This window comes from Bartonella kosoyi (assembly GCF_003606325.2).
GTDB lineage: Bacteria > Pseudomonadota > Alphaproteobacteria > Rhizobiales > Rhizobiaceae > Bartonella > Bartonella kosoyi.
Map to the genome: position 1 here is coordinate 640,433 of NZ_CP031843.2, position 19,243 is coordinate 659,675.

Consider the following 19,243-nt stretch of genomic DNA (forward strand, 5'->3'; position numbering starts at 1 on the left):
TTTTGTCATGAAGATTAAAATGCGTGGTCAAGATGTGAAGGTTTCTTATGGAGACAAAGAAGCACTTCATGGTATTACCCTTGATATTCCTGAACATCAAGTCATTGCTTTGATTGGTCCATCAGGATGTGGAAAATCGACTTTTTTGCGTTGTTTCAACCGTATGAATGATACGATTGAAGGGGCTAAAATAACGGGTCTTATCACTTTGGATGGGGAGAATATTTATGACCAAAGAATTGATGTTGTAGAATTACGGGCTCGTGTTGGAATGGTTTTTCAAAAGCCTAGTCCTTTTCCAAAATCTATATTTGAAAATGTTGCTTATGGTCCGCGCATTCATGGTTTGGTGAAAACGCGTTCTGAATTGCATGATGTGGTTGAAAAGAGTTTGAGGCAGGCTGGTTTGTTTGAAGAAGTAAAAGACCGTCTTCATGATCTTGGAACAAGTTTATCAGGAGGACAACAACAGCGTTTGTGTATTGCGCGTGCCATTGCGGTTAGTCCCGAAGTTATTTTGATGGATGAGCCTTGTTCAGCTCTTGACCCCATTGCAACCGCTCGGATTGAAGAGCTAATTGATGCGTTACGGCAAAATTATACAATTGTTATCGTAACACATTCCATGCAACAGGCGGCACGTGTTTCTCAATATACGGCCATGTTCCATTTAGGGCATTTGGTCGAAGTTGGTGCAACTGAAATGATCTTCACATCACCCAAAGAGCAACGGACACAAGATTATATTACGGGGCGTTTTGGATAGGTGAATTGAGGAGTGTAAGATATGTCTATGAACCATACTGTTCGTTCTTATGATGCAGAACTAAAATATCTAAAAGCAAGGATTACAGAAATGGGGCGCCATGCGGAAAGAATGATTGAACGATCTGTTTCATCGGTTGTCTGTAGTGATCTTCAACTTGCAACGGCAGTGATTGCCGATGATGTTTTTTTAGATGAAGCAGAACGTGATATTGATGAAAAAGCGGTGGCTATTATTTGCAAGCGTCAACCAATGGCTGTAGATTTGCGTGAAATTATTGGAGCTATTCGTATCTCTTCTGATCTTGAGCGAATTGGGGATATGGCCAAAAATATTGCTAAGAGGACTGTTGCCCTTTCAGAAATACGTCAATCTGCGTCCTTTTATCATGGGCTTGAAACAATTACAGCCTTAGCGCTCAATCAATTAAAAGAAGTCTTAGATGCTTATACGAGTCGTCGATTAGAGCGTATTAACGCTGTGCGTGAGCGTGATGAGAAAATTGATGCTTTGTATACTTCTCTTTTTCGTGAACTTTTGACATATATGATGGAAGATATGCGCAATATTACGGTTTGTACGCACTTGTTGTTTTGTTTAAAGAATATTGAACGAATTGGTGATCATGTTACCAATATTGCTGAAATGTTGCATTATATCATAACGGGGTATCATATGCCTTCTGATCGTCCTCGTGATGACCTTACCTATAAAGTTGGTGTAGGTGAGAAGAAAAGAGATTGAAGATTGTCTTACAATACAGAAGCTTTAGAAAGGACATAAAAAGGATATAGTAACCATATGATGAGAAAACATACAGAAGCACCAAAGAGTTTTTTTTAGCTAACAGGACAGATTGTTAACTCTTAATTTGACATTTTTATATATTGGATGATACGATTACTCGGATTATGGTCGGAGGGCATTTTCTTTCTGATCATTTTCTTAATATTTATATTATAAGGGGGAATCTGTGTTATTTTTTCAATATTGACGCAAAGAGTTTTAATATTCCAGTCTTTTTTCGTATGTAGAATGAGTAATCATATTATTTTATTGCGATTGAAATGTGTGGGGTTCTATAAGTCTATATTGTTCCATGAGGAGCGACAATATTGATCTATAAATTAAGAGTATTTTATTTTTTATTTCGCATAAATAGTTTTTGATTACCATTTGTATTAAAATTTTACTGAGTGGTAACAATTAACTGTATACTTTATTGAGAGATACATTTAAAGCTCATTTCAAAATTTGAATAGCTCAAAGATTATAGGAATGTGTTGCCTAAGATGAAAAAAAATCGTTGGAATGTTTTTGTTACCTGTTGCGTAGCGCCGTTTGTTGTTGTGGGGTGTGCTACAAGTCATTTAGATGCTGAAAAAGTAAATAATAAGAAAACAAAAACAGTTACGTATCCATTAACAGAGCGCCAATGCCTTATGCGTGCGATGTATTTTGAGTCAAATCGTTCGAGCCGTGAAGGGATGATTGCCGTTGGAACGGTTGTTATGAATCGTGTTAATTCAAGCGCTTATCCCAAGACGATTTGTGGTGTTGTTGGTCAATATAAGCAATTTGCGCCGGGGGTTTTAACGCGTCCTATGACGGAGAAAGCATCTGTTGCTCGTGTAAGAGAAGCTGCTGATGCAGTTTTACGGGGTGAACGAGATAAGAAGGTTAAGCACGCTAAGTTTTTTCATACCGCTGGTTTATCTTTTCCTTATAAAAACATGCACTATGTTCATGTCGCAGGGGGGAATGCTTTTTATGAAAAGCGATCCCGTGATGGATCACTTCAAATTCCTACGGATAATCGCCCTTATGATGTTGCTTATGCCTTTGCTCAGGAGCGTTCTGGTTATGCGCCAAGCTTTATCGATGAAGGTTTAGAAAGTAAGGAAGTTAAAGCAGAGAAAAGTGCGTCTCCTTCAACAGAAGTAGCTCAGTCCAAGACGGTACAACCTACATCTTTTGCTATGGTACAGCTTGATAAAGTTCCCATTCCAACCTATGCGCCTAAACATCTAGCGAGGAAAGAGGAAAATAAAACAATTATGGCGTTGCCTTCATCAGATCAGTTAAATGCAATTGTTGCCATGTTAGAAAAGCGACACAGAAACTGGTAAGTTTTTGTACGACCGAAGAAGAGTTTTACACCCCATTGCGATTGATGAATTCAGTGAATTCTTTAGTAATGTGCTATGTATAAATAGACGTAGAGAAAGTGAATTTAAAGGATCTGGAAAAACAATTTGGAATAGGACGGCGTTAAGGAACGCATTTTACATAAAGAAGGGTATAGGTAATGTATTTTGATATTCATGAGACAATTTCGCCTGAAATGCTTAATCGTCTTGCAGAAGTTACGGTAAAAGTGGGGTTAAATTTACAAGAGGGGCAGGACCTTGTTTTGACAGCTCCAGTTTCAGCATTACCCTTTGTTCGACGTATTGCGTATCATGCTTATAAGGTTGGTGCTGGTGTCATTACACCAATTTTTAGTGATGATATGTTATCGCTTACACGTTTTGAAAATGCCCATACAGCTAGTTTTGATTGTGCACCTTCTTGGCTCTATGAGGGAATGGCGAAAGCTTTTGAAAATGGTGCTGCACGTTTAGCAATTGTTGGTGATAATCCTTTACTCCTTTCCAATCAAGATTTTGATAAGATTGCACGATTAAATAAAGCCACTTCAATGGCTTACCAGCCAGCACTCAAGCAAATATCGAATTTTGCTATGAATTGGTCGATTGTTGCGTATCCAACAGCGGGATGGGCTGAGGCGATTTTTCCTTCTTTACCGCTTAATGAGGCGATTAAAAAGTTAGCTGATGCCATTTTTTCTGCTTCACGCGTTACAGGAGAAGATCCTATCCAAGCGTGGACTGTTCATAATGCAAATTTGAAGAAACGGTCATCTTGGCTGAATGAGCAGCGCTTTTCTGCCTTACACTTCACAGGACCAGGGACTGATTTAACCGTTGGTTTAGCAGATGACCATGAATGGCATGGTGGTGCATCCATTGCTCAAAATGGTGTTGTTTGCAATCCTAATATTCCGACAGAAGAAGTTTTCACGACACCTCATGCTCATAAGGTTGAAGGCTTCGTTCGCTCAACAAAACCCCTTTCCTATCAAGGAACACTGATTGATAATATTGAAGTACGTTTTGAAGCGGGGCGCATTGTTGAGGCCAGAGCATCAACAGGCGAGGCAGTTTTTCAGCAAGTTTTACAAAATGATGAGGGTGCAAGTCGATTAGGCGAAGTTGCTCTTGTCCCTCATTCTTCACCAATTTCTAAGAGTGATCTTCTTTTTTATAATACCTTGTTTGATGAAAATGCAGCCTGCCATATTGCTTTAGGGCAGTGTTATTCCAAATGCTTTTTAGATGGAGCCTCCTTGACATCAGAAGAGATTGCAGCACGTGGTGGTAATAAAAGCATTATTCATATTGATTGGATGATTGGTTCTGGTGAAATTGACATAGATGGTATTACGCAGGCAAGTGTAAGAGTTCCTATCTTTCGTAAGGGAGAATGGACTTCTTAATCCTGTTATACCGTAAAAGTAAAACACGTCATTTGAGGTGGGGTAAGTCTCCTTGACAGGGGAAGTGTTTTTAGAGTACGCGAATGAATATTCAAGATAGAGCTTGATCGTGTAATACCTTTCGTTAAATGAGTGACATGAATATGAAGCCAAGGAAAGCCCACTCGACAGGAATCACCGTTATTTACAGAGCAGATGGGATGAAAATTTTTATTCTTTAAGGGTGAGGAAGAGATCAATTGATCAGTGATATGCTTGGATAAGTGCATAATTATTAAAGAGGAGTGATGCCTGAGCTTCCTGAAGTAGAGACGGTTCGTCGTGGACTTGAGTCTGTTGTCACTGATGCAAAGATAGTATCTGTCCAACTTAATCGTAGAGATTTGCGTTTTCCTTTTTCTGAGGCTTTTTCTGAACGGCTTATTGGCAGAAAAATTCTAGAACTTGGTCGGCGTGCGAAATATTTATTATTTCATCTGTCTCAAGATGAAACGATTTTAAGTCATTTAGGAATGTCTGGCTCATGGCGTATAGAAAATGCTCTTTTAAGAAAAGCTTTTTCAACGACTAATAAATTAGTTAAGCATGATCATTTTATCATGGATATTCAGACAAGGAATGGTGAAGTTTATCATCTTATTTATAATGATGTGCGTCGCTTTGGGTTTATGCTGTTAGTTGATACGGACAAGCTTTATAAACACCCGCTTTTAAATAAGCTAGGGCTTGAACCTATGAGTCATGCATTTTCTGGTCGTTATTTACAAAAGGCTTTTGTTAATAAAAAAATGTCTCTCAAGGGTGTTTTACTTGATCAGTCTATCGTTGCGGGTCTTGGGAATATTTATGTTTGCGAGGCACTTTGGCGGAGTCGTTTGTCTCCACAGCGTGGTGCATTTACATTGGCATCAAAAACGGTACATGCACGTGAACTTGCAGATTCTTTAGCGCAGAATATACGCAATGTAATTTCTGAAGCTATTTTATCTGGCGGGTCTTCTTTACGTGATTATATGCATGTGGATGGCTCTCTTGGTTATTTTCAACATGCTTTTTCGGTTTACGGACGAGAAGGCAAGGAATGTTTGGAATGCGGAACGCCTATTATACGTATTTTACAGGCTGGACGTTCAAGTTTTTACTGCTCACAGTGTCAAAAATGAATAAGATGTCTTGCAAAATCCTACAAGAGGCTTAAAGTCAGGTTCTTACATTATACGAATATATGAGGCTTGAGAGGTTTTTTGTATGCTGAATAAAGTACTAACACATCTTGATGGAAATATAGAAAAGAGCCTTGAACGCCTTTTTTCTTTTTTACGTTTTCAATCGATTTCTACAGACTCGGCTTATAAGGACGCATGTCGTCAAGCAGCTGATTGGTTAGTAGAGGATTTAAAAAGCATTGGTTTTGAGGCTTCACGACGTGATACACCGGGTCATCCAATGGTTGTTGGGCATCATCCAGGTCCTTCAGATGATTGTTTACATGTGTTGTTTTATGGACATTATGACGTTCAACCTGTTGATCCATTGAGTTTATGGGAGGATGATCCATTTACACCTTCTTTAAAAGAGAGAGATGGAGAGAAAGTTATTTGTGCTCGCGGTGCTTCAGATGATAAAGGTCAGTTGATGACATTTATTGAAGCATGTCGTGCTTATAAGAAAGAAACAGGACAGCTTCCTGTTAAAGTGACTATTTTATGTGAAGGTGAGGAAGAATGTGCTTCTCCTTCCCTTATTCCTTTTTTGAAAGCAAATAAAGATGAACTTAAGGCTGATTACGCATTGGTTTGTGATACGTCGATGTGGGATGCGAATACACCCTCTATTGCTCTTTCTCTTCGAGGAATTATGGCGGAAGAGATTATTATCACAGCAGCAAATCGTGATTTGCATTCTGGTTATTTTGGGGGTGTAGCCGCTAATCCCATTCGTATTTTAGCTAAAATTTTGGCAGGACTTCACGATGAAAATAATAAGGTGACGCTTCCTGGTTTTTATGATGGCGTAGAAGAAACACCTCCACATATTTTACAATCATGGAATGCGCTTAATTGTACTGCTGAAAATTTGCTTGGTCCGATCGGTCTTTCCGTTCCAGCAGGTGAAAAAGGACGGAGCGTTTTAGAGCTTGTATGGGCACGTCCTACCATGGAATTTAATGGTATTAGTGGAGGCTATGAAGGGGAAGGGATGAAAACGGTTATTGCTTCTCAGGCGAGTACAAAAGTATCCTGTCGTCTAGTTCATAAGCAAGATCCAGAGAAAATACGCCAAGCGTTGCGTGATTATGTCCGTAGCTCAATTCCTGCTGATTGTACGGTTGAATTTAAGAATCATGGTTCTTCTCCAGCGCTTCAGTTATCTGATGATTCATCTTTTATCAAGGAGGCGAAGGATGCTTTATCACAAGAGTGGGAAGTTCCTGCTGTCTTAACAGCCATGGGGGGGTCGATTCCAATTGTTGCCGATTTTCGGTCAATTCTTGGTATGGAAACTCTTTTGGTTGGTTTTGGATTGGCTGATGATCGTATTCATTCGCCTAATGAAAAGTATAATCTAAAATCATTTCATAAGGGGCAGAGGTCTTGGGCGCGCATTCTTACCGCTTTAGCAAAGAGGAGGGTGAATGGCTGAGATTCGTGTTCATCAAGGTGATTTACCAAACTTAGACAATTATAAAACTGATGCCGTTGCGATTGATACTGAGACTTTAGGATTACAGCCACATCGTGATCGTTTGTGTGTTGTTCAGATTTCTCCTGGCGATGGAACTGCTGATATTATACAAATTGCTAAAGGACAAAAGAGTGCTCCCAATTTGGTCAAGCTTCTTAAAGATAACGCTGTCACCAAAATATTCCATTTTGGGCGTTTTGATCTTGCTATTTTAGCGCATACATTTAGTGTTATGCCAGAGGCTGTTTTTTGTACAAAGATCGCTTCAAAACTCACGCGTACCTATACGGATCGTCATGGATTGAAAGAAATTTGTAATGAATTGCTGAATGTGAATATTTCTAAACAACAACAATCTTCGGATTGGGCGGCAGAAACGTTATCACAGGCACAAATTGAATATGCTGCATCGGATGTGTTATATTTGCATCGTTTAAAGGTTATATTTGAAGAACGTTTAAGACGCGAAGAGCGAGAAAGTGTTGCAAAGGCGTGCTTTCAATTTTTGCCTATGAGAGCTAAGCTAGATCTTTTAGGATGGTCGGAAGTTGATATTTTTGCGCATAGCTAACTTTAAAAATTGTCTTTTAATGGAGCAAATTATTGATGCAAGAGGACAAAATGCCTATAATGCAGGCATTCTGTCCTTTCATTTTTTCAGAAGAATTATACAGAAGTGTTCTTTGATTTGAATTTTAGGCAGTAAAAATCTATTTACGAATTCATATTTTTTATGTTTATAGCAGCCTTTATTTGAAAAAAAAGCTATTTTGAGGAGAGGTTAGAAACATAAGGTGAGAGGGCTTAAATCTCTGAAATTGGTATACAGACTAATTGGGGGAGAATATGAAGACAGCAATATAAAAAACAATTCCCATCCTTACCATCATTTTTAATTCTTCTTTATCATTTTCAGAAGTATCTAAAAGCGATATCCGTTAAGTAATGCAGATGACGTATTGCTTTACGCTTTTATTTTTCACATTCTTTAGCGGAGCTACGCTTCTCATGCAAAATAAAACACCCTAAACGGGATATATTTGGATTGCTCATTTATATGCTTTTTTAAGAAATCTTTCTTAAGGTACCCGAGCCCATTATACGGCGGCGCTTATGAATGGTATAGCAATAAAGCCCCTCAATATGATATAAAACCTATTAAGCACGCCCATTTTTACGCTTATGGAAGAGTAACAAGCCGCTAACATCACACATTTTGCCAACACCCAATTTTGTAACAGTCCTTCTCACTGGAGACGTTTCATAAAAGGCATTTTTAGTCCTTTATTGCACCGTTTCACTCCACATAGGTTTCTCCACTTGTAATGTACAAACAAATGGTGTTGGTTGACTCAACATAAGAGAGATTTGGAATAAGAGAATTTTATGGCATTCGGGGTTCTAATTTAATATGAATAACACTATATTATCATTATAAATCAAAATGTTGGAGGCTTAATATATAAAGATTGACCACGATTACACTGGACAATACAAAGAATGACACCTAGAAAGTGACCTAGAAATAAGCTAGCAGGAGCATGCTTGTGACGAAGTCAAAATGTGATAATAACTTTAGTATTTAAATGGGTTTATTAAGAAAAAAACGCCTTTTCCCCCGAGTTTTATCCATATATCAACTTCATTTATGATAAGTAAGCGGATAATTTTGCTTAAGTGTATCATGAACAAATTTGAAGATAATCTTATGATACGGAGAGCACGCATTAAATAGGAAAAACTATATAAATCAATATATTAATATGACATTTGTGTAGTTTGTCGTCCCCATACGATACTTCGTGCTTTTATTCATTGCTAAACAAGCGATTTCTGTGTTGGTAGAGCAGGATAATTTGTATTTATTTTAAAATTAAAATGCCCAAAAGCTTTGTTTGTTTTTGAGGATTCTCACTTTTTATCTATAAACATGCTATTTTTTCTGGAAATTTGCAATGAAGACACTAGGTAAAATCCATTATGGATATTACACGAGGTTAAATTTATGAATATAAAATATTTTATTACGGCTTTTGCTACTTTTTCTTCAATCTCTTTTGCTCAGGGAGCTTCTTTTTTGTCTTCTCAAAAGTTCATAGAGGGCATATTTGCGGTTGTTCCTCCCAGAGATCTTTTTTCTAGTGAGCAGTTGAGCAAGATCTTATCTGAAGTTGTCCAAATGGAACTTTCTTGCACAAATAACAGCCAATGCATGACAGCAGTTAATTTAGTACCTGTATCACATTCTGGCAAAAAGCTTAAAAAAGGACCAGGAAAGAGAAAACGACCAGGCTTATTTGCACGAAGTCCAATGAGTTTTTAAAAAGTAAGAAAACAACATCAAGAGTTCTGAGGTATGATCGGGAATTGAAGAAGGGGATATTTTTTATCACTTGAAAACAGGGGGGCGCTATTTGTTTGCGAAGGGTATTAAATTATGTGCCGGGTTATGAATGGTACTGTTCGGAAAAGATAAGGGAAAGGAGATTTCGATGAAAGAATATACTGTATAATGACGGTTCCTCGTTATAAACTTATATAACGTGTAGATTTTGGATTACTGTATTATGTCTGTGGCAAATTCCCTCATTTGAGGTTTGGTTATATAAGCCATAGAGATCTCCCTTATTTAAGTGTTTTTAGAATACGTGGGGGATCAAGGATAGGGCTTGGTCTAAAAAAAACTTCAGTTAAGGAAATCACATGAGCGGGAAATAAAGACAAACCCGCTCAAGAAGAATTTGGGCTGTTTGCATACAGGATCTGATGAGGACCACTTCCTCAAAATCGAGGAGGAGGTGTGTGGTCAAGTATAAAAATATTAGACTTTCGATTTTTTTTTGGGGTATGTTTCGATTATAAATAAAATATTCTTTATTTATCTATGCGTTAAAATGAAATATATTCTCTGCCAAACTCATGATTTTAAAAGCAAGATTTTGTCTGAAAATTTTAAGAAAGATTTCTCATTTTTTCAGCTTTAGGGAGAGTTTTTAGATAAGTTTCGATGTTTATCATACCAGTTGTTTGTCATGCGTTGTTTTTTTAATTTATTTTATAAAAGAGTATGAAATAGAGCAAGAGCACTTACAAAGAAGGCTGAAGCTTTGAAAAAGACTTTCTATGAGGTTGAGGTAAAAAATGGTCAATCTTTCAAAAACAATAAGTGCCTAAAGTAAAAACAAAAAGCAGGTAAGTTGAATGTAATTTTGTTGCAATCCATGAAGCCTTCGAAACTTTTTTATGTGCGATACACATCCTTTACAGTAAAAAATAATCTAAAGAGCTATGTACGCATTTGGTCTTACAAAAGATGAAGCTAAAAACATTATTTTTATGAATTTAAATGGAACGGTTGCATTTGGCTTGTTTTCAGTATTGTAATAGTTCTCGCTATCCTTGATATTGAGAGATTTCATAAGAGGCATTTTAGTCTTTTCTTAAACGGTTTCATTCATTTTCTTGTTTGTAAAGGGTAGGCGGATGATTTTGGTTACTTTAAATAAAATGATTTAGGATGAGAGCATCTTTAATATTACAGACGAAAAGATAATTTTTGCATTATAATTAATATGCCATCTTTGCCATAGCCAATAGCAAATGCTTTATACAGGGGAATGTCGCGGTTTTTTTGCAAAATTCATAAATGAAGAGAAAATGTGAGGAGAGGAACTCATTTATGCATGAGCATTGTTTAGTTCTCATTGACTACAGATCAAGCAATGAAGGGTGCTTTGATTGGATTTTTGTTTTTTTTATGAGTGTATCATTTTTGCTACAGATATCTGAAGTTGCGGCTCTATATGACATGACGTGTTCAAGTAAATATTTCAGCTATGGAGAGAAAATATGAATATGAAATGGTTAATAACAGCTTCTGCTTTCGCTTTTGTTTCAGTTTCAGCGGCGCAAGCAGCAGATGTTATTGTTCCCCCGAGTCCAACACCTGTTGCTCCCGTTATTGTTGCCCCAACTTTTTCTTGGACAGGTTTCTACTTTGGTGGGCAGATTGGTGGTTTTTCGGGTAAAACGAAGATGGATATTCTCGCTAAAGGACAAAAGATTCCAGTAAGTGATGATTATTTGCCAAAACTATCTGGTTTCATGGGTGGTCTTTACGCAGGTTCCAATATTGATCTCGGCAATGGCCTTATTTTAGGTGTCGATACAGATATTATGTGGTCTAATAAAGATGACACAAAGACAGGAAAAACATATGTCATTGCCCCAGAACACATCAATTATATTAACAAGCTCTTAAAAGACGCTTCAATTAATATTGATAAAGATGCACTTAAGCCCAGTTCTAAACGAACACACAGTTTTACTTTTAAAGAAAAGTGGGCTGGTGCAACACGTGTACGTATTGGTTTTGCTGCTGAACGCATTATGCCTTATGTTGCTGGTGGTATCGCTTATACACAGCTTCAAGATACAGCATCGATTTCAATAACAGAGAAAGATTCAGACAAAGCCATCGCTTCTGGTATTCTGTCTGATGAAACAAAGACTCTTGTTGGTTACACCCTTGGTGCGGGCGTTGATTTAGCAATGACCAATAATATTATTGTCCGTGCGGAATATCGTTACTCAGATTTTGGTAAAAAGAAATTCTCAAATGATAAATATGAGACTTCCTACAAAACCAATGATTTCCGTGTTGGTGTTGCTTACAAATTTTAACAGATGGTAAGTTAAATAACAAAGAGGCTCTATCCTTGATAGAGCCTCTATTATTTTCTGTTGCTATATTATCACACATTATATATTTTATAGTGGATGTGGAAAAGCATTATTCAGATTTTATTTAAAATTTTTTTATAAACAATAAAAATAATTACCTTTAAAATCAATAATTTATTTATATATACAGTTTGTAGTTTGTCGTACAAAACTAAGCTATGAAGCGATTTCGTCTGGGATGTGCCCTCCATTTTCTGTGACTGTATCATTTTTACTACAGCTTTTCTCTGTGTAATCTTGTAGCACTGTGTTCATAAATAAATTAGGAGCAAAATTTATGAATATAAAATCTTTAGTAACAACTTCTGTGATCGCTATGGCAGCAGCTTCTGCGGCACAAGCTGCTGATGTTATCATCCCTCATGAAGTGGCACCAGTTATCACTGCCCCTAGCTTTTCTTGGACAGGTTTTTATATTGGAGGTCAGATTGGTGGTTTTTCAAGTAAAATTGACCTAAAAGATAAGGATAAAGATACTTCAGTTTTTAAAGACTTGTCACCTAAACTTTCAGGTTTGATTGGTGGTTTTTATGCAGGATCCAACTTTGATCTTGGCAACGGTATTATTTTGGGTGTTGAAACAGATGTGATCTGGTCTGGCAAAAAAGATGTACGGTTAGCCACTAAAACTAAAACTCCTCCAACTGGTAGTGAAACTACTCAAACTGGTAGTGAAACTACTCAAACAAAGAAACTAAGTGCTAAAAATGCAAGTGACTCAGAGGTTGTGGACGTATCAGAAGGTGTTGGTTTTAAACAGAAATGGGCTGGAGCTACGCGCGTACGTGTTGGTTTTGCTGCTGCTGACCGCATTATGCCTTATGTTGCTGGGGGTGTTGCCTATACACAGCTAGAAGCTGCTCATGGACAAGTGAAGGTAGCTGATAAAACTTTTTCTGCAAGCTCATCTGATGAAACAGCAACGATGGTTGGTTTCACTATTGGTGGCGGTATTGATTTTGCAATGACTGATAATGTTCTATTGCGTGCAGAATACCGTTATTCAGATTATGGTAAAAAGAAATTTTTTGCAAAAGAAAAAGAATATAATTTCAAAACCAATGATTTCCGTGTAGGTGTCGCATACAAATTCTAATTTCATAAAAATGAGATTATAAGCAAAAAAAGTATAAAGGCCTCGTTTAACGAGGCTTTTAGTTTATTAGCTTTCTATTTTCTCTCTTAATGTCTTTTATTTCATTATCGTATTTTGTATTATAAGAATTTAGAGGAAAAATTTTTATATTATAGAAGGCAAATAGATATTATAATCTGTTTTATAATGACTATAAAATCTTATAGCGCTATTGTTTTTCTACGAACAAGAAAAAAGCATTCAGTTAACCTCAGAAATTAAGAAAAGATCATACAATGATCAACTTTATTTTTCTTTTATAGGCCAAGTGAGAGCAATCGTATTACGTATATCTGTTGGATTAATCTCTGAAAGGGAAATACAGTCTCTCATTGGAGAAGAATATAAAGTTATAAAAATAGAAATTATTTTCCAACCTTACTATCTCATTTTAATTCGGCTTTGCAGCTTTTAAAAGCATTTAGAACAATGTCCTTTAAATAATAAACATGACGCATTGTCTTGTTTTTTTGTTTATGCATTTTTTAATGGGATTACACTCCTCATACAAAACAGAATATACTTGTTATTTTATATTCAGACGCTTGTTTTACGATACATTTCTCAATGTTTTTTCCCATTTCGGGGCTGTGTTTGTGAATGGTGTAGAGGCAAATTTCCTATGAAATAATATAAAATCTCTTAAGCACTATTACCTTTACGCTTAATAAAACAAGAGTGAACTGACAATATTACACACTTTGTTAGCCAGCAATGTTGTGGACAGATATCTTGAAGAGCGTTCATAAGAAGCGTTTAATCCTTTCTTTAATGTTTTATTCACACGCTCATCCTATTTGTGGCATACAAAAGCATGGTTTTGATTGCTTCAACATGGAACAGGTTTCAAATGAGAAAATCCTACAATATTAGTTTTTTTATTAAACATACAAAATAAAAAATTGCCCTTATAGGTCAAAGTAACGTGGTACGATGAAAATATTTATGCAAAGAATCTAAAAATTTTTTTTGCGAATGTTTGATTTAATGGAACTTTGAGGATGCTTGGCTTGAAAAAAGGCAATGATTGGTTTCGTGGCTTTCGCTGGCATTGATTTTGCAATAACAGACGATATTCTGTTGTGCGCAGAATATCGTTATCTAGATTTCAATAAAAGAAATTTATAAAAAATTTTATCATTAACAGTTGCGCAAAAATTTAATGAAAATGAATCCAACTTTAAGACACATAATTTTAGTATGATTGAGTTGATAAATTCTCATTGTCTAAAAAATTAAAGAGTTAAGAAGCCTTATTTTCAAAATTTCTTTATTTTTTTGTGAGTGTGTCATTTTTGCTACAGATCTTTCAAAAAAGATGCTCTATATACACTTCATTTTGGATATTTGGAGAGATTTTATGAACACGAAACGTTTAATAACAGCGTCTATTTTTTCTTTAATTTCAGCGTCTACAGCACTCGCTGCTGATGTACTGATTCCTCATCAGCCAGCATCATCGACTTCTTCTTCTGCCATTGTTGCGCCTACTTTTTCATGGACGGGTCTTTATTTAGGTGTCCAGGCTGGGGGCTTTTCGAGCAAGGCTGATTTGGCTCTTGTTGGTCAAGAAAAGAGTTTCCCATTGGATAAAGAATTCTCTCCTAAACTTTCAGGTTTTGCGGGTGGTTTTTATGCAGGGTCTAATATTGATCTCGGTGACAGCTTTATTTTTGGTATCGATACAGATTTAATGTTGTCTGGAAAAAAACACACAAAGACCATTACTATAGGTGCAGCTGATAACATTACAGTAGAAAATGCAGTAGGAAGGTCCCGCAGATCAGCAGAAACGCCCCTTCCAAACTCACAAGCAGGAATATCAGCAGTAACACAAAGAGCCACTTCAGAACAAGCTGTACCAAAAGTACCAGATTCAGGATCTGCAGCATCAGGACCTGCACCAGCACAAACTGGACAAGTAAGTCCAGTTTCACAGTCAAATGCAGGAGCTGGACAATCAAATCAGTTAGCTACAACTGGCAATTCTGGTAATGTTAATTCTACACCAACATCAGGTGTACAAGCTCTATCAGCGGCAGGTGCAGGAGCTACACCGGCAGGAGGTGCAGCAACACAATCCAATCAAGCACAAGTTAGATCAGTAAGTTTAGTTCGACAATTACAAGGGCGATCAGATCAATCAACAACAAATGTATTAAAGCTGCCTGCACCTAAATCAGTGTCCTCTACCACAGAAGCAAACTCACTAGAGCGGACAATACCCTCATCGGCGAAATCAGATACAGGAAAGCAATCATCAGGAGCAGGGGCAAGTGAATCAGGATCAGTAGTTGCAAAACAAGTGTCAGTAGAATCTGCCGTACCTGCAACACAGCCAGCAGCGGCGGTGGCGTCTGTAAAGGTGGTTGCAGAAAAAGCAGCATCCTCTGCCTCATCGGCACAACCATCAGCAGAGGAAAGAACAGTGCCAGCGGGACCACTCGTACTCGCGAGATCAGGATCATCCTCTGGGTCAGTGACAAAAGCCTCCAACGGAACAAAAGCCTCCAACGGAATAAGTGGAGCACAGCACGGGGGGCATTACAGTGCTCATGGTAGTGGACAATCTAATCCGCATGGTGCGTCTCACCCAGGTGGGCATGCCTCTGGTGCTAACCCACACAGTTCACATGGTGTTCATCCACATGCTTCTCGTTCTCACGGTGCACAAAGTACACAAGCGGCGGATAAGAATGAATCCAGTGTATATGGTATAGAACAAATGAGAAGGATGGCTTCTGAACTTGGTCTTGAACAAGGAGATGAAGTTGAGACTTTAGATCATACTTTTAAGCAAAATTGGGGTGGTGCTACGCGGGTGCGTATCGGTTTTGCTGCTGATCGCTTTATGCCTTATCTTGCGGGTGGTATTGCTTATGGGCAGTTTCAAGACACTATATCAATATCCGTTAAGGATGAGGAGGGAACAGTTGTTTCTTCTAAGAACTTAACTGATGAAACAAAAACTATGATTGGTTACACTCTTGGTGGTGGTGTTGATTTCTCGGTGCTCGATAATGTAATTGTACGTGCAGAATATCGTTATTCCGATTTTGGTAAAAAGAAATTTGTGAAGGAAAAACTTGAAGTTAACTACAAAACCAATGATTTCCGTGTTGGTGTAGCTTATAAATTCTAATCTTTTTTTTAACTAAATTTTTAAGAGGCTCCACTATCGGTGGAGCCTTTATTTTTTTTAAGATCATTTTTTGGTTTCTTTTCTTGTGAATTTCATGATAAAGCCCATAGAGTGTGATGATATATTTTCTTGATCGCTGCTTAATACGAATGATAAGCTCGGCTTTCCCTATAGATAAAAACCAGAGTTGCAGGATTCAGGGAAGTTATGCAAAAATGAAATCGTAAAAGTGGACAGGAATATTTCACAATGACTGTGAAAAATGAAACAATAGATTATTCAAAAACTCTTTATCTCCCACAGACAAATTTTCCTATGCGTGCAGGGCTTCCGCAAAAAGAGCTTGAGTTAATGGCGCGGTGGGAAAATATAGGGCTTTATGCGCAATTGCGCCAACAAGCAAAAGATCGTCCATTTTATATTCTTCATGACGGCCCACCTTATGCAAATGGCCATATTCATATCGGGCATGCTTTAAATAAAGTTCTAAAGGATGTGGTTGTCCGTTCATTTCAAATGCGGGGGTTTAATGCAAATTATGTTCCTGGTTGGGATTGCCATGGGCTTCCAATTGAATGGAAAATTGAAGAAAAATATCGCGCACAAGGAAAAAACAAAGACGAAGTCCCTCTTAACGAGTTTCGTCAGGAATGCCGTGAATTTGCACAACATTGGGTAACCGTTCAAAGTGAAGAATTTAAACGTCTTGGTGTCGTGGGAGATTTTAAGGCACCTTACACCACAATGGCTTTTCAAGCAGAAGCACGCATTGCGAGCGAATTGATAAAATTTGCGATGTCAGATCAGATTTATCGTGGTTCTAAGCCGGTGATGTGGTCTGTTGTGGAGCGTACAGCTTTGGCAGAGGCAGAGATTGAATATCATGATCATGAATCAGAGGTGATTTGGGTTAAGTTTCCTATTTTTGAAGCAAGTTCTGATGATTTATATGGTGCTTATGTCGTCATTTGGACAACAACACCATGGACAATTCCAGGCAATCGTGCAGTGAGTTATTCTTCGCAGATTTCTTATGGTTTTTACGAAGTTGAAAGTGCTGAAAATGATTTTGGTCCTCAAGTGGGAGAAAGGCTTCTTTTTGCAGATGCTTTAGCGATGAGTTGTGCAGAAAAAGCCAAACTTGTTTTGAAACGTTTACGTACTGTTTCTGCTGACGAATTGAAAGCTCTTATTCTTTCTCATCCATTGAAAGGTTTGGCTGGAGCGTATAATTATAAGATTGCGCTACTTGAGGGCGCCCATGTGACAGAGAGTGCGGGGACAGGTTTTGTGCATACAGCACCAAGCCATGGGCGTGAGGACTTTGAAATTTGGAATGATTATAAGCTTTTATTAGAGCAAATGGGGATTGATTCATCAATACCGTTTCCTGTTGATGATGCGGGTTTCTATACAAAAGATGTTCCAGGTTTGGGACCGGATCGTGAAGGGGGGCCGGCACGTGTTATTGACGATAATGGAAAAATGGGTGATGCCAATAAAGAGGTCATTAATGCTTTAATTAAAGCAAATCGATTGTTTGCACGCGGGCGTTTAAAGCATTCCTATCCCCATAGTTGGCGTTCGAAAAAACCAGTTATTTTTCGCAATACACCGCAATGGTTTATTTCAATGGATAAAGATTTTGGGGATGGTTCAACTTTACGCAGTCGGGCTTTGGAAGCTATTTCAAAAACGCGTTTTGTGCCATCTTCTGGACAAAACCGCCTAGCTTCTATGATAGAGGATCGTCCTGATTGGGTTCTTTCTCGTCAACGTTCTTGGGGTGTTCCTATTTGTATTTTTGCCAATGAGGATGGTGTTGTTTTAAAAGATGAAGGCGTGAACGAGCGTATTTTACGAGCTTTTGAAGTAGAAGGGGCAGATGCATGGTTTGCTGAAGGAGCGCGTGAGCGTTTTTTAGGTGAGCGTGCCCATGAGTCTTGGATGCAGGTTTATGATATTCTGGATGTTTGGTTTGATTCTGGAGCAAGCCATAGTTTTGTATTAGAAGATCGGGCTGATTTAAAGTGGCCTGCAGATGTTTATTTTGAAGGCTCAGATCAACATCGTGGATGGTTCCAATCTTCTCTTTTGGAAAGCTGCGGTACGCGTGCTTGTTCTCCCTATAAGACAGTGATCACACATGGTTTTACTTTGGATGAGAATGGTAAGAAAATGTCTAAGTCTTTAGGCAATACGGTTGTTCCGCAGGAGATTATTAAAACATCTGGTGCTGATATTTTTCGTCTCTGGGTCATGACAACTGATTATTGGGAAGATCAGCGTTTAGGTAAAAAAATCCTTCAAACAAATGTGGATTCATATCGTAAACTACGCAATGCAATTCGTTGGATGCTTGGAACTTTAGCGTATGATGAAGGAGAAGAAATATCTTATAGCGCCCTGCCAGATCTTGAAAAATTTATATTACATCGGCTTTTTGAACTTGATCAATTGATTAATCACGCTTACGATGAATTTGATTTTAAAAAAATTATGCGTGCATTATTAGATTTTTCAATCATTGAGTTATCGGCATTTTATTTTGATATCCGTAAGGATTCTCTTTATTGCGATGCGCCTTCATCACAAAAACGTAAAGCTTCTTTGCAGGTTGTTCGTGAGATTTTTGAACGAATGGTGATATGGCTTGCTCCGATGTTGCCTTTTACGATGGAAGAAGCTTGGTTAGAGCGTTATCCAGAAAGCCAATCGGTTCATTTAGAACAATTTCGCTCTGTACCAGAAGAATGGCAAAACCAATCTTTGGCTGAGCGTTGGAAAAAAATTCGGCAGGTCCGTAAAGTTGTGACAGGTGCTTTAGAGCTTGAACGGGCTGATAAGCGTATTGGATCTTCGTTAGAAGCAGCTCCTATCGTTTTTATTTCCAATCCAGTTTTACGAGAAGCATTAGAAAATGTAGATATGGCGGAAATCTGTATCACCAGTGCTCTTACAATGACGCAGGATACAATGCCTTCCGATGCTTTTACTTTGAATGATGTTGAAGGTGTTGGTGTATATCCAGAGAAGGCGTTGGGGAAAAAATGTGCTAGATCATGGCGTTATACACAAGATGTTGGGAGTGATCCAGCTTATCCGGATGTCTCTGCTCGTGATGCAGCTGCTTTGCGAGAATTAAAAATTCTTGGCAAGATTTAAAATTTTACATCAAAGGAAAGAAATGCAAGTAGATTTCTGATATTGATG

At 37.8% G+C, this 19,243-nt stretch carries 12 protein-coding genes; all 12 read left to right on the forward strand.

What is annotated here, in order from left to right; translation table 11 throughout:
* Positions 1–7: 7 nt before the first annotated feature.
* Positions 8–766 (forward strand): phosphate ABC transporter ATP-binding protein PstB, encoded by a 759-nt coding sequence (pstB, locus tag D1093_RS02550; RefSeq protein WP_120100476.1) that lies wholly within the window; start codon positions 8–10, stop codon positions 764–766.
* A 21-nt stretch (positions 767–787) separates the two neighbouring features.
* Entirely contained in the window at positions 788–1,510 is a 723-nt protein-coding gene (gene phoU, locus D1093_RS02555; protein WP_120100477.1) for a phosphate signaling complex protein PhoU, read from the forward strand.
* A 548-nt stretch (positions 1,511–2,058) separates the two neighbouring features.
* Entirely contained in the window at positions 2,059–2,895 is an 837-nt protein-coding gene (locus tag D1093_RS02560; protein WP_120100479.1) for a cell wall hydrolase, read from the forward strand.
* 179 nt (positions 2,896–3,074) lie between these two features.
* Positions 3,075–4,325 (forward strand): aminopeptidase, encoded by a 1,251-nt coding sequence (locus D1093_RS02565; RefSeq protein ID WP_120100481.1) that lies wholly within the window; start codon positions 3,075–3,077, stop codon positions 4,323–4,325.
* Between the two features lie 287 nt (positions 4,326–4,612).
* Positions 4,613–5,488, forward strand: a complete 876-nt coding sequence (gene mutM / locus D1093_RS02570; RefSeq protein WP_120100482.1) for a bifunctional DNA-formamidopyrimidine glycosylase/DNA-(apurinic or apyrimidinic site) lyase — start codon at positions 4,613–4,615, stop codon at positions 5,486–5,488.
* An 85-nt stretch (positions 5,489–5,573) separates the two neighbouring features.
* Positions 5,574–6,968 (forward strand): M20/M25/M40 family metallo-hydrolase, encoded by a 1,395-nt coding sequence (locus D1093_RS02575; RefSeq protein ID WP_120100484.1) that lies wholly within the window; start codon positions 5,574–5,576, stop codon positions 6,966–6,968.
* Positions 6,961–7,581, forward strand: a complete 621-nt coding sequence (locus D1093_RS02580; RefSeq protein WP_120100486.1) for a ribonuclease D — start codon at positions 6,961–6,963, stop codon at positions 7,579–7,581. Before D1093_RS02575 ends, D1093_RS02580 begins: the two co-directional genes overlap by 8 nt.
* A 1,434-nt stretch (positions 7,582–9,015) precedes the next feature.
* Entirely contained in the window at positions 9,016–9,333 is a 318-nt protein-coding gene (locus D1093_RS02585; protein WP_120100488.1) for a hypothetical protein, read from the forward strand.
* A gap of 1,526 nt (positions 9,334–10,859) precedes the next feature.
* A complete protein-coding gene (locus D1093_RS02590) occupies positions 10,860–11,693 on the forward strand; it encodes an outer membrane protein (protein ID WP_120100489.1) in 834 nt (277 codons plus the stop codon).
* A 337-nt stretch (positions 11,694–12,030) separates the two neighbouring features.
* Positions 12,031–12,849: an outer membrane protein gene (locus D1093_RS02595; RefSeq protein WP_120100491.1), complete on the forward strand. Its 819-nt coding sequence runs from the start codon at positions 12,031–12,033 to the stop codon at positions 12,847–12,849.
* Between the two features lie 1,399 nt (positions 12,850–14,248).
* Positions 14,249–16,030, forward strand: a complete 1,782-nt coding sequence (locus tag D1093_RS02600) for an outer membrane protein (RefSeq protein ID WP_120100493.1) — start codon at positions 14,249–14,251, stop codon at positions 16,028–16,030.
* Positions 16,031–16,279: 249 nt separating this feature from the next.
* The gene (gene ileS / locus D1093_RS02605; protein WP_120100494.1) at positions 16,280–19,195 is read left to right on the forward strand and encodes an isoleucine--tRNA ligase; all 2,916 of its coding nucleotides are present in this window, start codon (positions 16,280–16,282) and stop codon (positions 19,193–19,195) included.
* The last annotated feature ends 48 nt before the right edge of the window (positions 19,196–19,243 follow it).

Bases quoted from the DNA above. Each gene is read 5' to 3' on its own strand.
- pstB (WP_120100476.1), top strand. From the start codon at position 8: ATGAAGATTAAAATGCGTGGTCAAGATGTGAAGGTTTCTTATGGAGAC.
- phoU (WP_120100477.1), top strand. From the start codon at position 788: ATGTCTATGAACCATACTGTTCGTTCTTATGATGCAGAACTAAAATAT.
- D1093_RS02560 (WP_120100479.1), top strand. From the start codon at position 2,059: ATGAAAAAAAATCGTTGGAATGTTTTTGTTACCTGTTGCGTAGCGCCG.
- D1093_RS02565 (WP_120100481.1), top strand. From the start codon at position 3,075: ATGTATTTTGATATTCATGAGACAATTTCGCCTGAAATGCTTAATCGT.
- mutM (WP_120100482.1), top strand. From the start codon at position 4,613: ATGCCTGAGCTTCCTGAAGTAGAGACGGTTCGTCGTGGACTTGAGTCT.
- D1093_RS02575 (WP_120100484.1), top strand. From the start codon at position 5,574: ATGCTGAATAAAGTACTAACACATCTTGATGGAAATATAGAAAAGAGC.
- D1093_RS02580 (WP_120100486.1), top strand. From the start codon at position 6,961: ATGGCTGAGATTCGTGTTCATCAAGGTGATTTACCAAACTTAGACAAT.
- D1093_RS02585 (WP_120100488.1), top strand. From the start codon at position 9,016: ATGAATATAAAATATTTTATTACGGCTTTTGCTACTTTTTCTTCAATC.
- D1093_RS02590 (WP_120100489.1), top strand. From the start codon at position 10,860: ATGAATATGAAATGGTTAATAACAGCTTCTGCTTTCGCTTTTGTTTCA.
- D1093_RS02595 (WP_120100491.1), top strand. From the start codon at position 12,031: ATGAATATAAAATCTTTAGTAACAACTTCTGTGATCGCTATGGCAGCA.
- D1093_RS02600 (WP_120100493.1), top strand. From the start codon at position 14,249: ATGAACACGAAACGTTTAATAACAGCGTCTATTTTTTCTTTAATTTCA.
- ileS (WP_120100494.1), top strand. From the start codon at position 16,280: ATGACTGTGAAAAATGAAACAATAGATTATTCAAAAACTCTTTATCTC.